A 16,082-nucleotide genomic window follows, 5' to 3' on the forward strand; every position below is an offset into this window, starting at 1 on the left:
TTATTCCCCGTCAAACTCTTCCGGGTACTGCTCGTGGAGATACGTCAACAGCGCCTCGGCGGCGATACGCACGCCAGTCGGATTCCAGTGGGTGTCCCCCGGATAGTAAATCAGATCGTTGATATCGTTCTTTTCACGATATGCCATATAGTCCGGGAGGACATTCACGCACGGGACCCCTCGACGCGCAAGCTCCTTTTCGAGGCGCGGGATAAAATCATGGTACGGTCCCGCCCCGGCAAGGTCGCCGTATATCGTGTATTTATCAGGTATGGGCAAAAAGATCATTTCGATGTTGTATTCCCGTTCCAGCACCTCCCGGATTTCCATGATAACGTCCGCCATGACGGCGACGTCTTCCTGCGAGAATTCCAGATTGTACGCGTCTACCTCGGCGTATGAAAACAGCATATTCGGTTTCAGGGAATATTTCGGCGTCAGATCGGGCAGCTCGTGAAACAGAAAGAACCTGAGCGTGGACAAACAGGAAACAAGCCACCGGGTTCCCTGGAAGTTCAAAAACGTATACTCGATCTTGTCCTTATGGAGATAGATCGCTTCGAGGTGCGTGTCAATCTCCTGGAGAAAGGAGGACGCCTCCTCCCGCGTCTCTGTTTCCGAAACGACGTCTTCTTCCGGGGCGGGCGCCATTTCCGGGATCTCCCGTGCGATCAGGCGTTCCACCTTCTCCCACACGAGAAAGGTTTTTCCCTTGGGAGCATATTGGAGCTCGGACAGCATGACAAGGGGGTTGTTTCTCCCCTGTGATCTGAGCGCCGCGTATACGATGATCGATGTGTTTTTGCCGGTCTCCCGTGAGAGTTCATACCCGAGGAGCTCATCATTGAACGCGACAAAGCTGTCTCCAAACAGAACGACGTCGGCATCATTCACCTCCACGAACGTCTCGAGGTCCGACCAGGGAAACTCGTCCGGGATTTTTGATTTGAACACCGCCACCTTGTTCAGGTCATACAGGTCCCCATAGTGCGCGCCGTGACCGGTGACCGATTTTCCCATTTCCGGGATATGGCTTGCCACAAGGAGAAAAAGGAAATACAGCGCGGCGATGTAAAAAAGACCCTGGACGATTATCGATTTTTTCCCGTTCAGCATGGCTCTTCATCAAAAATTGAAATAAATAAAGTCCGTCCCGTGGAATACACCGAGGAGGAAAAAGGAAAGAACGAACACGGCCCAGATGCATATCTTCACGGAAAGGGGCGTCTGTTGTTTTACTCTTTCGATATACAGGGGGGCGCTTTCGGACAGCACCTCCCAGACAATCAGGCATCCGACAAGGACGAGAGAAAGGACGAGGTTGAACACGCCCAGGCCGACATCAAGAGAACCGGAAAAAAACGGCCCCCGGCCGACGCCCGCGATCAGGGCGACGGCGTCGTACATGGACGCCGAGCGAAAGAATATCCAGGCGAACGTTACCAGGTGAAACGTCAAAAGAATCTTGCCCGTTTCATTCAGCCACGGTCTCTTTGCCGGCGGAGCTGTGGGGAACACCCGGGATTTCTTCGCCGTGAGGTGATGGACGACATAATAGAGACAATACAAAAGCCCCCAAAACACAAAGGTCCAGTTCGCGCCGTGCCACAGGCCGCAGATGAAAAAGGTGACAAAAATATTGAAAAAGAGCCGCGCCCTGGTCACCCGGTTCCCGCCGAGGGGAATATATATATAGTCCCTCAGCCACCGCGACAGGGAGATGTGCCACCGTCTCCAGAAATCGGGAATGGACCTTGCCAGATACGGCCGCTGGAAGTTCTCCATAACGTTGATCCCGAGGATCTGGGCGCTCCCGATGGCCATATCGGTGTATCCGGAAAAATCGCAGTATATCTGAAAGGAATAAAAATATATCGCGAGCACCAGGGCCAGGCCCGTATATTCATCGTAGTTGCCGTACACCTCGTTGACATACATGGCCAGGCGGTCGGCGATGACGATCTTTTTGAACAGACCGAAAAAGAACCGCTTCAATCCCTCTTGCACCATCTCCGCATCGAAACCGGGGGTCTGTTTCAACTGCGGTATGAGAGATCCCGCCCGCTCGATGGGCCCGGACAGCACGATCGGGAAAAAGGAGATGAAAAGGGCGAAGACCCCCGGATTTTTTTCGGGGGAAACCTGCGTTCGATAGACATCGACGAGATAGGCGACGGCGAGAAAGGTGAAAAACGATATCCCCGTCGGCACGGCAACATGGGAAAAGGATTTCGAGAACGTGACCCCGAACAGGTCGAGGAGGCCGGCGGCGCTTTCCGCCAGAAAACCGGCATACTTGAAATAGACGAGGGGCAAAAGCACACAGACGACGGACAGGACGAACACGGCCTTTCGGACCGCCCCGTGCAGGGGCCTTCCCATGACGAGCCCGGCGGCGTACGACGCCGCGGTCACGTAGAGCAGCACGAGCACGGGCACAATGCCCCAGTACAGATAGAAGTAGTAGCCGAACAGCAGCAGAAACAGCCATCGAATCCGCTGCGGCAGGAGGAAATAGATGCCCGCCGCAACGAAGAACAGCATGATGTACAGAAGAGAGGAAAGTATCATCGCGTATTATCCAAAACGGGTGTTTTTCGGCGCATGTGCGGATTCGGCGAAACGGGCCTTCGGTTTTTCGAAAAAACCATCGGCGCACACAGCCCCGCGTGCGGATTGCATCCGGGCGCGCATCCCACACGATGCCGTTTCTCCCGGAAGCACGGAAAACGGGTGGATTTCGTCCGTTCCCCGCGATTTTTTATTGTTTTACAATGGTTTTGAAATGTACAACCATCACCGCCGTCTTGTCAATCTTTTTTCTCGTTTAGCGGCACCCTCGTTTTTTCCCGGGCGCTGCACGCCGCGCCACGCGGGGGGCGGAGAAGCCTGTTTTGAGCGGCGGGGGAGGGGAAGGGTAAAATCCTTCCATTACTCATAGCATATGCTAAAATAGATAAATATATTTTTGAAAAATACGTGAGTAGTTGATTATGTTAGAAGAATTTTTTCTTACCACAGGTATTAGGTTTATTTATCGGCTATGGGAAAAGCTTGCAAAAAAATTTAAAATTAAACGCGGCAAACTAATTCACGTTATATTCGAAGAAGAATATGCCGAAGAATTTTATTCTTTTATTCCCTTTGTGGATATTATCAAATACAGGGACGATCTTTTACAAATTCGTGATGCGTGGATTATGTTCAAAGGAGATAAAAATCCTTTTGGAAAGAAGGAGACAACAACATACAAATACTCTTTGAATAGAGACTCAATAACTCCAAAAGAAATAAAACACAGCGAAGAAGTTTCTTTCGGACATGTATGGCTCCCGCAAAACCTTTCTGAAATAGTAGAATCAAAAGATGTTCATCTTTTTTTCAAGGATGGTAAAGACAAAGAACACTCCTACTGCTTTGAAAAAGAAAACTTATCTTCTTTGAGACGTTGGTTTTCAACTCGACAGATTAAAAACAGTGACTACATCGTTCATATTATATGCGGAACTGAAATAACCCGCGACCACAGGGGCAGGATTATCGATAATAAACCCAGCCTCTTTTTCACTAACCCAAGAAAACGAGGAGATGTTCCTGTTAAGGAATTTGCATCTAATCCTCTTCCTGTTTCAATGATTCAACCTTCGGATTCCACCACTAACATTGATGAGGTTCTTCCTCTTGAAATAATAAAGTATCGCTACTGCCCGGAAGACCCGAATTTTTTTCTTTTTTTTGTTAAGAATTATCACCCACATCAAGCTGCTGTCACCGATCGAGGAGTTTTACAATACGGTGATGAACATTTTGAACTTCGTGGTAACTATTACTCTACCGTAATAAAGTATAAACATAAAATTAGTTCCACCAAAGATTTCGAAGATATCCATCATGCAATGTCCGTTCTTGGATTAAAAGAACTCCCTATAGAGGCCGCTATTAAATTTGCCGGGAAAAAAGAAATTCTGGAAGGCGAAAAACCAGCTCCTTATTACGCGAATAATGGCATTATTCCTTTCGGTCAAACTTTTTGGGTTGTAATGAAAATAAGAGATAAAAAAGGTAAGGAACTATTGGGGAAAAGCGTAAAAGTCGTTTTGAAAAACGGCGGTATGCCTGTGAGTCGCCCCTTCGAATTCTTAGTCGGGACCGAAAAAGAACTCATTGAAAAGCACACTACTAAGATTTCTTTTTCTCCTTTTGTCCTCTAACATATTTTTTCTTATTTTTAAAAAACCCATGACCACCACACCCGACAGCCCGTTACCCAAAAGCTCCTTCCCGGGGCCGAGGCACTACCGCCCCGGCGGGGAGATTGAGCGGGTCGTGCTGCATTTGGATATGGACGCCTTCTTCGCCCAGGTGGAGCAGGTCACAAACCCCCATCTTTTGGGAAAGCCCATCGCCGTGGTGGGGAGCAAAAAGCGCACGGTGGTGGTCACCTCCTCGTACGAGGCGAGAAAATACGGCGTCAAGACCGCCATGACCATCGGCGAGGTGAGGCGTCTCTGCCCGGAGATCATCTTCGTCCCCGGCAACAACCGGAAATACATCGACACGTCCGTGCGCATCATCAACGTCCTCAAGGAATTCAGCCCCGACGTGGAGGTCTACTCCATCGACGAGGCCTTCGTGGACATCACGGGCTCCTTGCGCCTCTTCGGCGGGTCGGAGGCCATCGCCCACAGCATCAAGGAGCGCATCCTTGATGAGGTGGGGCTGACCGCCTCCATCGGCGTTGCCCCCAACAAGCTGGTGGCGAAGATCGCCAGTGACCTGAAAAAGCCGGACGGCCTGGTGATCCTCACGGAAGCCGACGTCCCCGGCCTGATGGAGACCCTCCCCATCGAGGAGGTCTGCGGCATCGGCCGGCGCACCGCCGCCAAGCTCCACTCCCTGGGCGTCTCCACCTGCGGCGAGCTGGGACGCTACCCGGTCTCGGTGCTCACAAAAAAATTCGGCGTCATCGGCGAATACCTCCACTGCATGGGCAAGGGCCTCGATTCCAGCCCCGTCATCCCCGCAGGGCAAGAGGACGACGTCAAAAGCATCGGCCACTCCATGACGTTTCCCTTTGATGTGGAGGACAGAGACGGCCTTTCCCATTATCTGCTGCTCCTCTCGGCGAAGGTGGGGCGCCGCGCCCGGCGGGCGGGATGCGCCGGGCGCACCGTGGCCCTCTATGTCCGCTTCGCCGACTTCACCGGAGTGGGCAGGCGGACCACCTGCCACCACCACATCCAGCTCGACGCCGACATCTATGAGACGGCTCTTGAGATCCTCTCCTCCATCGAGCTGACCCAGCCGGTGCGGCTTCTGGGGGTGAGCCTCTCCAACCTGACCCATACGGGACGGCAGCTCCCCCTCTTCTCCGGGGAGCGGCGGGAGTTCTTATTGGCCCGCGCCATGGACTCCATCCGGGATCTCTTCGGCGACGACGCCGTGGCCTACGCCTCCATCACGGACCGCATCAGCGAGGCGGGGGTCATCTCCCCGGCGTGGCGTCCCGCGGGACCCCGGCGGGTGGACCCGCGATGAACCATGAAAAGACGCCTTGCGTCGCAGGTTGTCCGCGAAGGTTTTTACCCGAACCCCGTTTTTTGTTGACTCCCGGGAGTATCCTTGATATCTTATTCAGGTTAAAGAATTCTAATAAACGGAGATGCTTCACGCAGATGCTATCGAATACACGAGCGGCGCTTTGTGTTCTCGCGGCGATGTTCCTCGCCGCGTCTGCGTTTTCCCAAACGACGGACCCCGTCGCCCGAAGCAACGAGATCGTCGCGGAACGAATGACGGAGCTGGAAAATCAGCGGGGACCGGCGGAGACCTACACCTACGGCGCCATCACCGACGACGAGAACAATCGGGAGCTGTTCCGGGTCGCATCAAAAATATCCGACCTGACGGGGCTCGATTTCGTCGCCCTCGCCTCCATCCAGCAGCTTGGGGGGGAGGTGGAGCTCTACTCCGTGGCGACGACCCTGCCGGGAGATCTCCCGGGAAAAGACGACATGCTCCGGATACTGGCCAGGAGCCGGCTCAGGCATTTTGAGCCGTATTATTATGAAGCGTATTTCAAGGACTACCCCCAGGACGACACCGCCGCATTCTCCCAGGCCGTGGCCGACGAGGTGTGGCTCGCCTTCCGGGAGGAATACGGCGACCTGAGCGACACGGATCCCGAGGGGCTGGCGGAGAAATATCCCGCGGCGAAAAAGGCTGCGGACCTGACGGGGCTGGATATCATACCCCTTTCGGGCGTACTCGCCACCGGGGGATATGACGGACTCTCAAAGTTGCTGATGGTCATGCCCGAGGAGCTCCCCGGAAAGCATGAGGCCATTGGAGAAGTCGCCGACGAACGCAGGAAAAGCCGATAGTATCGTCTTCATCACACAGCGAACGATCGGTCACATATGAACAGCACATACAGACATAACGCCGGCATGACACGTACCGGCGTATTCTTTTTTCCCAAAAAGACAGAGGTCCGACACACCTCAGGGGAAGAAACTCCCGATATCTTACCATTCGCACCCCCTGAGCGCTCGATCGAAGGAAACAAGGTATAACAGACATGGCACACCGAATCGAAGTGGGACTGCTCCCCGGCTTCAAGGACGCCGCCGGAGAGAAAATACACCGACGCATCACCGACGACCTGGGCATCGACACGAAGGACGTTCGGACGATCCATGTCTTCACCCTCGACATGGACCTTTCCAACAACGAGCTGGTTACCATCGCTGAGAACCTCTTTGTCGACCCGATCATACAGCACTACACCGTGGACGCCCCATTGGCCTCCGATTTCGATCATCTCGTGGAGGTCGGTTTTCTCCCCGGCGTGACCGACAACGTGGGCAGAACCGCCACCGAGGGGGTCCACCTGATCCTCCCGAACCGCATCACGGCCGATGGGCGGGTGCACTCTTCCATCCAGTACCTGATATCCGGGGATGTCTCGCCCGAGGAGGTTGAGCACATTACGACGGGCCTTCTGGCCAATACCCTCATTCAGCGATTCGTCATCCTGGACAAAGAGAGCTTTGACAAAGAGGGAGGGGTGACGGTCTCGGTGCCCCGTGTATCCGGCCGGGTCTCCACCGAGATGGAATTGATCGACCTGGAAATTCCGGACGAGGACCTGGTATCCCTCAGCAGGGATCGGGTCCTGGCCCTCTCCCTGGAGGAGATGCTTACCATCCGGGAATACTTTCGCGATGAAAAGGTGCGCACGCAGCGGACCGCCGTTGAGCTGGACGGGCGGATCACCGACATGGAGCTGGAGGCCCTGGCCCAGACATGGTCGGAACACTGCAAGCATAAAATTTTCAACGCCCACATCACCTATTCCAACGAGAACGGGGAGAAAGAGGAGATCAAAAGCCTCTTCAACACCTACATCAAGGGCTCCACGCAAAAAATCAGGAACAAAAAGGGCGATGATGACTTTTGTATGTCGGTCTTCGTGGACAACGCCGGCGTCATAAAATTCAACGACGACTACAACCTCGTCTTCAAGGTGGAAACCCACAACAGCCCCTCGGCCCTCGATCCCTACGGCGGCGCCCTGACCGGCATCGTCGGGGTCAATCGGGATCCCTTCGGCACGGGACTGGGCGCCCGCCTGATATTCAATACCGATACGTTCTGCTTTGCCGATCCCTTCTACACGAAAGAGCTTCCCCCCCGGCTGCTGCACCCCAAGCGGGTGTACGAAGGCGTCCGGGAGGGGGTGGAACACGGCGGCAACAAGAGCGGCATACCCACGGTAAACGGCTCCATCGTCTTTGACGATCGGTTTCTCGGAAAGCCGCTGGTCTATTGCGGCACGGGGGGCATTATGCCGGCGGTCATTAATGGGAGACCTTCCCACAAAAAGGCCGCGAAAGTAGGGGATCGCATCGTCATGACCGGCGGCCGCATCGGGGCCGACGGCATCCACGGCGCCACCTTCTCGTCCGAGGAGCTCCACGAGGGATCCCCGGCCACGGCCGTACAGATCGGCGACCCCATCACCCAGAAGCGCATGACAGACATGCTCCTGGTGGCCCGGGACCGCGGATTGTATAACTCCATTACCGACGACGGCGCCGGGGGGCTTTCCTCTTCGGTGGGGGAGATGGCCAGGGACACCGGCGGGTGCGTCCTGACCCTGGAGCGCGCCCCCCTGAAATACGAGGGACTCCGCCCCTGGGAGATTCTCCTGTCCGAGGCCCAGGAGCGCATGACCCTGGCCGTACCCAAGAATCATATCGATGAATTCATGGAGCTGGCCGAACAGATGGACGTCGAGGCGACCATCCTGGGCGAGTTCACCGATACCGGAAAGTTTCACGTCCTCTACGAGGGAAAGACCATGGCGTATCTGGACATGGAATTCTTCCACGACGGCGTCCCCACGATGCACCTCGACGCCTTGTGGTCGCCCCCCTCCCGCCCGGAGCCGACCTTTCCCTGTCCGGACTCCCTCAACGATTCGCTCCTCGCCATGCTGGGCCGCCTCAACGTCGCCAGCAAGGAATCTGTGATACGACAGTACGACCACGAGGTTCAGGGCACCAGCGTCGTCAAGCCGCTGGTGGGACAGATGGACGACGGGCCGTCGGATGCGGCGATTATCCGCCCGATCCTGGACAGCCTCGAGGGCGTCGTCATCTCCAGCGGCATCTGCCCCAAGTATTCGGACATCGACACCTACCACATGGCCCGGGCCGCCGTGGACGAGGCGGTCAGAAACGCCGTGGCCGTGGGCGGAAACATCGATTACATGGCGGGGCTGGACAACTTCTGCTGGTGCGATCCGGTCAAGAGCGACAAAACCCCGGATGGTGAATATAAGCTCGCCCAGCTCGTCCGGGCCAACCGGGGCCTCTTCGACATCACGACGGCTTACGGCATCCCGATGATCTCGGGCAAAGACAGCATGAAAAACGATTACATGATTGGGGACACAAAGATATCCATCCCCCCGACGATCCTCTTTTCCATCATGGGCCGTATCGAGGACATCACGAAATCGGTCACCATGGACGCCAAAACCCCCGGCGATTTCGTCTACGTCCTGGGGCCGACCGGGTACGAGCTCGGGGGATCAGAATATTTCGCCCATCACGGTTTCACGGGCGGCGCGGTTCCGGTCGTGGACGAGGAAAAAAATCTCCGGCTCTATCGGGCGCTCTACCGGGCGATTCAGGACGGTTTGATCGAGTCCTGTCACGACATCTCCGACGGCGGCTTGGGAGCCGCCCTGGCGGAGGTCGCCGTCGCCGGAGATCTGGGAATGGAAATCGATCTCGAGAAGGTTCCCACGGGCGTGGCCGAGGAGGAGCGGCGGGACGACTATCTCCTCTTCAGCGAATCCCAGGGGCGATTCGTGGTGACGGTCAAGGCGCATAAGGCCAGCGAATTCGAGAAGGCGCTCTCTGTATCGGCTTTCGGCCTTGTGGGCGCGGTCGTCGAGAGTGACGACGACAATCGGCTGGTCATCCACGGGTGCGACGGCAGCACGGTGGTGGACCTCTCCATCGACGCACTGCGGCACGCCTGGAAGCGTCCGCTGATGTTTTAGCGTCCCATATCGGGACGATACGAGATCGACGGACTCTTTTATTTTCTTTCACCCACTTACGGCACAAAGATACGAACATGGCACAGAACGGGACACCGAAAACAAAAAGGACGAACGGGGCGAACTCCCACAACAGGAAAGAAACACAGGCCCTGGCCCCGCAGGTCAGGGTGATGACATTATCCGGCAACGGCATCAACTGCGAAAGAGAGACCGCCCACGCCTTCTCCCTGGCCGGGGCCTCCGTATCGGACATCGTCCACGTGAGCCGCGTGGTATGCGGCGAGGTGTCACTCAATAACTACCACATCCTCGCCCTGCCGGGCGGTTTCCTCGACGGCGACGACCTGGGCGCCGGAAAGGCGATGGCGAACCGCCTGAAATTCGCCTCCGTGGCCGATGGAGAAAAGCGGCTCATCGACATGATCATGTCCTTCATCGCCGACGGCAAGCTCATCCTGGGCATCTGCAACGGCTTCCAGTTGATGGTGAAGACGGGCCTGCTCCCCGGCCTCGGGGGAGACTATACGAGGCAGACCGCAACCATCACATACAACGACTCCGGCAGATTCGACGATCGCTGGGTGCGCCTTTCCGTGGATGAGTCATCACCGTCTGTCTTCACAAAGGGACTCACGGACGCCTATTTTCCGATCCGCCACGGCGAGGGGAAATTCGTCGCCCCTGACGACGTCCTGGACGCCCTGGAGGAGAAGCACCTGGTCACGCTCCGTTACGCAGACGAGGACTATGATCCGACCATGCAGTACCCCCAGAATCCGAACGGGTCCCTCCGGTCAATCGCGGGCATCTGCGACGAAACCGGCCGCCTGATGGCCATGATGCCCCACCCGGAGGCGCACATCCATAAGACCCAGCATCCCCGCTGGACCCGGCAGGACCGTGCGGACACGGGTCCGGGCCTGGTGATTTTCAAGAACGCGGTAGAATACGTCGTACAGCACCTGCTCTGATCGTCCGTCCCGATCGATCGGGATCGGAACGTGACGATGTCCCTGACGAAGGAAATATCGCGGCGAAATCATCCACGGTCCCCCGTTTCCCTTTCTTCCCGATATACATTTAATTTCTTGACAAATTTGTACTAATATGCTTAACTCTAAATTTGTATATTGGCATAAGCCGCGTCATGCGGTTTTTTTACGTATCACGCACAATGACAATGTGAAATCTCACAGTTCGATAGAAAAGGTAGCAACCGATGAAGAGAACCTTTCAGCCCAGCAACAGGAGGAGAAAGAGAAATCACGGCTTTCTGAAACGTATGAGCTCTCCGGGCGGCAAGAACGTCCTGCGACGCAGGAGGGCGAAGGGAAGAAAAAGGCTCGCCGCATAGGTATCGGATCGGCCGGAAACGAGCGGTGTATTACGTGTGACACCACACGCCGAGAATACTCTAAAAAACGCTTTCCATGTAAGCACACATTTTCAGACACGTTCTCTCACCACCCCGAATCCGGCATCCGGTATTCCGCCGCACACCGCGAAACAGGGGAGGGTATATTCGCCTCCAGAGATTGATGTGCTACAGAAAGCGGCCGGAAACCACATATGCGTGTAACGCCGAGCCGGAACGAGCGATCGCTTCATTTTTCACATCCGCGCCTCAGAACACGATGAACCGTGAACCCGAGCCTCTCCCTGACACACACAACAAGAGATACCCTGAATACCAAAGGTAAAACGAGTGCCTCCGGGGCGGCACGCCGCGTCCGTGCACACCACGATCCGAACGTGTCAATCGATGAACAAGCACAGTCGTCACAGGCCGAGAACCAGCGATTCACAAAGCGGGAAAGGCTGCGTACCCGTTCGGATTTTCAGCGGGTATACAGAACCGGCGTTCGCGTTTCGGATGATCACTTCACGCTGATCGCATCATTGAACCTTCCCGATACCAGGCGGGTGGGCATCAGCATACGAAAAAAGGTCGGCAAGGCCCACGACAGAAACCGCATGAAACGACTTCTCAGAGAAGTGTTTCGGCGAAATAAGAACAGGTTCCCGGAAGGGTGTGATTTTGTCCTGGTGGTCTCATCACCACCGTCGACGCTCACCTACTCGGCCTTTCAAGAAGCCATTCTCTCCCTCACAGACAAGCTTTCTGGGCGCCCCCTTACCCGGGGCCGTCGGCACGATCCGACATAACAGCGCTTCATCGGTTATTGGAAACGAAAGAACCACCCGGACACTCATTTTCAATTCCCGATATACTCGGAGGCAAGAATTAGATGGACAAACGGACACTCCTTGCAATCGCCCTTTCATTTCTCATCATCGTTGCCTGGCAGCTGTTGATCGTCAAGCCCCAGCAGCAGACGCCGGATGAGACCATTGTTGCGGAAGAGACTCCCGAATCGACGCCGGAGGTTATCGAGGAGGACGTCCCGCCGGTCACGGAAGAACCCGAGGTCGTCACGCCGGCTCCGATTCCCGAATCGACGCCCACGGATTCCCCGGAACGATTCATCGAAGTGGACACCCCCCTCTACACCGCCGTCATCACCACCCACGGCGGCACCTTTGTCGAGTTCCTGTTGAAGGACTATACCGAAAGCATCGACAACCACCTTCCGGTCAACATCATACACGAAGAGGCCGAGAGCCTTTCTCCCGCCCTGTCGTTTGACACCAATATGGGCAGCTTCGATGAGGACGTTATCTACTCTGCCTCGGTGGAGGAGGATGTGATCGTCGTGGAAGGAACATCGGAAGACGACACCGCCTCTCTGGTCCTCACATACGTCTCCGACACATTTCATATAACAAAGACTTATACCTTCAACCCCTCGACGTACGAAGTCGGCGTGGATTTTGATATCGTCAACATGAGCGAGCACAAGGTGAAAGGGGAGCTGGAGATTTCCCTCTTCCAGTATATTGACCCTCAGAAAAAGCGCGGTCTCTTCAGCAAGTACACCTACCCGCCCACCTTCATCACACTTATCGGGGACGATTTGAAGAAGACGCCGGGATCAAAGCTAAAGCCGAACGAGGAGGAATTATATACGGGCGATATCCGCTGGTTTGGATATGACACCAAATACTTCATCTTCGCCGCCGCCGGGGGCGACCTGGAGGACGGCGAGGTGGAGGCGGCCCGATTCAGCAACGACCTAGCCTCGGGATCTTTCCTCCTTGACGACCTGAGCATCCCCTCCGGCGGTGCATTCGAGGAGGGCTTCGCCCTCTACCTGGGTCCCAAGGAATCCCACGCCATGGAGAACGTCGGGTACGATTTCTACCGCGCCATCGACTACGGTTTCTTCAAGTGGCTGGCGGTTCCGCTGGTGATGCTCCTGAACATCTTTTTCTCCTTCGTGAAGAACTACGGCGTCGCGATCATCTTCCTGACCATCGTGGTCCGCCTGATCCTGTTCCCCATCACCTTTAAATCCATGAAGTCCATGAAGGACATGCAGAAGCTGCAGCCCCTGGTCACGGAGCTCCGGGAAAAATACAAGGACGACAAGGAGCGGATGAATCAGGAGGTCATGAAGCTGTACCAGACCCACAAGGTCAACCCGGTGGGCGGTTGCCTGCCGCTTTTGCTGCAGCTTCCGGTGTTCATCGCGCTGTACCGCGCCCTCTTCGTCTCCATCGAGCTCCGCCAATCGCCCTTCATCTTCTGGATTAAGGACCTGTCGGAAATGGACCCCTACTACATCACGCCGATCGTGATGGGGGCGTCGTATTTTCTCCAGCAGAAGCTGACACCCTCCAGCGCCGATCCGACCCAGCAGAAAATGATGATGATGATGCCGATCATGTTCACGATCATCTTTCTCAATCTCCCGTCGGGACTGGTGCTCTATTTCTTCGTCAGCAACCTGCTGTCCATCGGCCAGCAACTTTACATGAACAAGATCAAGAAAGACTGATAGATATGCCCATGGAAGACTATGAGAACAAGGGCATCGTTATTAAAGACGACAGCCTTGAAAACGCCCTGACACGGGCATCCGAGCTTTTACATATCGACCGCGCCCGGGTTTCATACCGCGTGATAGAATCGGGCAGCGGCGGCATTTTGGGCCTCTTTGGAAAAAAGAAGCTGGTCATTCGCGCCTGGGCGGACGAACTGATTCCGAAAGATATTCTCACACTCCCTGATTCTCCGAAAACGGACATTCACGGGAAGCAAGAGGCCTCCGGAAAGGGGAAAAAACCCAGGGGGCGGGACGCCTCCCCGGAGCGGGACACACGCCGCACGCGGGAGAAACCCAGAGGCGACGACACACCCCGGGAACGGACCGCTATTGATCCGTCCCTTCGGAACGATCCGCAACTCATGGAGGTCAAGGAATTCCTCACCGGCCTTCTGACGCGCATGGGCGCCGAGTTCACGATTTCCGAGTATCGTACGGAAGACGGCATCCTGATGAATGTCTCCAGCAACACAGAGGGTATGCTGATCGGCCGAAAGGGACAGACCCTCGACGCGCTGCAGTATATCCTCAATCGCTACCTGTCCCGGCCTTCCGGATTCAACGGGAAGATCACCCTGGACGTGGAAAACTACCGGGAGCGACGGGAGGCAAAGATACAGAAAACGGCCCGAGACATCGCGAAGAAGGTCAGAAAGACCGGAAAGCCCATCGCGGCCCAGCCCATGGCGTCCGGCGAAAGACGCATTTTTCACCTCGCCCTGAAGCACGACACCGACCTGTCGACGGAAAGCCGGGGCAGGGGGGAAAAGCGTAAAGTCATCGTCTATCCGAAAAAGACGGATAAAAATCGTTCGTAATCTTTTTTGAGACCGGCGAAACGGCGCCCACCATACGGAATATACACCCGATCCGCCGTATCGCCGGCTGTTTTTTTCTCAATGAACGACCCACGCCGCACACGCCCACCCGCCCCTCCGATGGAACATCCAACGGAAATCGACGGCGACACCATCGCAGCGGTCGCCACCCCTCCCGGATTCGGCGGCATCGGTATCGTTCGCCTCTCCGGACCCCGGGCGCTGGAAATCGGGAGATACCTCTTCACGCCGACCTTGGAATCGGCGGACGCCGCACCCCCCGCCCCCCGAACCATGCATACAGGCTGTTTCGTGGACGAGGACGGGGACACCATCGACCGCGGCCTCTTTCTCTTCATGCCGGCCCCCGCCTCATACACCGGAGAGGACGTCGTTGAGCTTCACGGACACGGCAGCCCCCTGGTCATGGAGCGGCTCCTGTTTCACGCCGTCGCCCGGGGCGCCCGGATCGCCGAGGGGGGGGAGTTCACCCGGCGGGCCTTCATGAACGGCAAGCTCGACCTGGTTCAGGCGGAGGCGGTGGCGGACCTGATTTACGCCTCATCCACCGCCGCCGTGAAAATCGCCACGGCGCACCATATGGGCGGGCTCTCCCGTGCACTCTCCGGGATATCGGAGTCGCTGCTTGTGCTCCTCTCCGATCTGGAGGCGGCCGTCGACTTCCCCGACGACGAGGATGATCACGCATCACTCGATTTCGTCCCGGATCGCATCGTGGAAATACGAACGCACATAGAATCCCTCCTGGACACGTTTCACCGGGGGCGAATCCTCACGGAGGGCGCCCGGGTGGTTATCGCCGGACGGCCGAACGTCGGCAAATCGAGCATCATGAATCTGCTCCTGGAGCGCCCCCGCTCCATCGTCACATCCGATCCCGGCACCACCAGGGACACCGTCGAGGAGATGATGGTCATCGGTCCCGTTCCGGTCCGCCTCATCGACACCTGCGGCGTTCGAGAGGCCCTTTCCGCTCCGGAGCGGGAGGGCGTCGCACGGACGCTGGTTGCTGTGGAAGAGGCGGATTTGGTACTCGTGGTGATCGAGGCGGACCGACCGGTGAACGATGATGAGCGGGCGCTGTTATCCGGCATCAATGAAGATCGGTGTATCGTCGTCTGCAACAAGATCGATCTCGTCCCCGGCGGCCCCGAATCATTCTCTCCCCCCGACACCGCCCGGATGACCGTCGTGACGTCGGCGACCGCCCCGTACGGCATCGAAGAGCTCACCGGCGCCATCAGAAGCCGCCTTGCGATCCCGCAGACGGGCTCATCCCCCAGCCAAGAGGACCGGATCGTTGTGAGCAACGCCAGGCATTTCGCGGCCCTCACACACGCCCGGTCGTCGCTGAACGAAGCGGCGGCAAGCGCCGCCCGCCGCGAGTCGCCCGAATTCGTCTCCATGGACATCAGGGGGGCGCTTGCCTCTCTGGGCGACATCACGGGGGAGGTGACCGCCGACGACGTGCTGGATGTCATTTTCTCCCGCTTCTGTGTCGGGAAATAATCCCTCCCGTCCAATATCTCGCCCCCATTCGTACATCGTACTCTCAACGCGCCGTTTCACGTGAAACAGGTCGTTTCTATCCCCCGGGGATGTTTCACGTGAAACATTTCCGACCCCGTATCCTTCCCGCACGGGCCCATTTTGATGCTTTTTACTTTATCCGTTTTCGCATCTGTGCTATAGTGAGTCACTTTTTTAGCCGAGTGC

At 56.4% G+C, this 16,082-nt stretch carries 12 protein-coding genes; 10 read left to right on the forward strand and 2 right to left on the reverse strand.

The genetic code is table 11. The annotated features are described in order from the left end of the window. Entirely contained in the window at positions 1-1,116 is a 1,116-nt protein-coding gene (locus JW885_10730; GenBank protein MBN1882638.1) for a hypothetical protein, read from the reverse strand. A gap of 9 nt (positions 1,117-1,125) precedes the next feature. Next, entirely contained in the window at positions 1,126-2,571 is a 1,446-nt protein-coding gene (locus JW885_10735; GenBank protein ID MBN1882639.1) for an MBOAT family protein, read from the reverse strand. Between the two features lie 422 nt (positions 2,572-2,993). Here JW885_10735 and JW885_10740 point away from each other — a divergent pair, with 422 nt between their 5' ends. From JW885_10740 to mnmE, 10 genes are all read left to right on the forward strand, one after another. Continuing rightward, positions 2,994-4,211 carry a hypothetical protein gene (locus tag JW885_10740; protein MBN1882640.1) on the forward strand — a complete coding sequence of 406 codons (1,218 nt, stop codon included), beginning with the start codon at positions 2,994-2,996 and terminating at the stop codon, positions 4,209-4,211. Between the two features lie 28 nt (positions 4,212-4,239). Beyond that, a complete protein-coding gene (dinB, locus tag JW885_10745) occupies positions 4,240-5,538 on the forward strand; it encodes a DNA polymerase IV (protein ID MBN1882641.1) in 1,299 nt (432 codons plus the stop codon). A 137-nt stretch (positions 5,539-5,675) separates the two neighbouring features. After that, positions 5,676-6,383 carry a hypothetical protein gene (locus tag JW885_10750; protein MBN1882642.1) on the forward strand — a complete coding sequence of 236 codons (708 nt, stop codon included), beginning with the start codon at positions 5,676-5,678 and terminating at the stop codon, positions 6,381-6,383. Positions 6,384-6,580: 197 nt separating this feature from the next. Further along, the gene (locus JW885_10755) at positions 6,581-9,577 is read left to right on the forward strand and encodes a phosphoribosylformylglycinamidine synthase subunit PurS (GenBank protein MBN1882643.1); all 2,997 of its coding nucleotides are present in this window, start codon (positions 6,581-6,583) and stop codon (positions 9,575-9,577) included. Positions 9,578-9,654: 77 nt separating this feature from the next. Then, positions 9,655-10,551, forward strand: a complete 897-nt coding sequence (locus tag JW885_10760; GenBank protein MBN1882644.1) for a phosphoribosylformylglycinamidine synthase subunit PurQ — start codon at positions 9,655-9,657, stop codon at positions 10,549-10,551. 248 nt (positions 10,552-10,799) lie between these two features. Next, positions 10,800-10,934 (forward strand): 50S ribosomal protein L34, encoded by a 135-nt coding sequence (gene rpmH / locus JW885_10765; protein MBN1882645.1) that lies wholly within the window; start codon positions 10,800-10,802, stop codon positions 10,932-10,934. Between the two features lie 398 nt (positions 10,935-11,332). Continuing rightward, positions 11,333-11,746 carry a ribonuclease P protein component gene (gene rnpA / locus JW885_10770; GenBank protein ID MBN1882646.1) on the forward strand — a complete coding sequence of 138 codons (414 nt, stop codon included), beginning with the start codon at positions 11,333-11,335 and terminating at the stop codon, positions 11,744-11,746. An 83-nt stretch (positions 11,747-11,829) separates the two neighbouring features. Continuing rightward, positions 11,830-13,479 carry a membrane protein insertase YidC gene (yidC, locus tag JW885_10775; protein MBN1882647.1) on the forward strand — a complete coding sequence of 550 codons (1,650 nt, stop codon included), beginning with the start codon at positions 11,830-11,832 and terminating at the stop codon, positions 13,477-13,479. An 11-nt stretch (positions 13,480-13,490) separates the two neighbouring features. After that, positions 13,491-14,345 carry a Jag N-terminal domain-containing protein gene (locus JW885_10780; protein ID MBN1882648.1) on the forward strand — a complete coding sequence of 285 codons (855 nt, stop codon included), beginning with the start codon at positions 13,491-13,493 and terminating at the stop codon, positions 14,343-14,345. Between the two features lie 120 nt (positions 14,346-14,465). Then, complete coding sequence (mnmE, locus tag JW885_10785) at positions 14,466-15,875, forward strand: tRNA uridine-5-carboxymethylaminomethyl(34) synthesis GTPase MnmE (protein MBN1882649.1); 1,410 nt, start codon at positions 14,466-14,468, stop codon at positions 15,873-15,875. The last annotated feature ends 207 nt before the right edge of the window (positions 15,876-16,082 follow it).

This window comes from Candidatus Zymogenaceae bacterium, from assembly GCA_016931225.1.
Taxonomy (GTDB): Bacteria; Desulfobacterota; Zymogenia; order Zymogenales; family Zymogenaceae; genus JAFGFE01.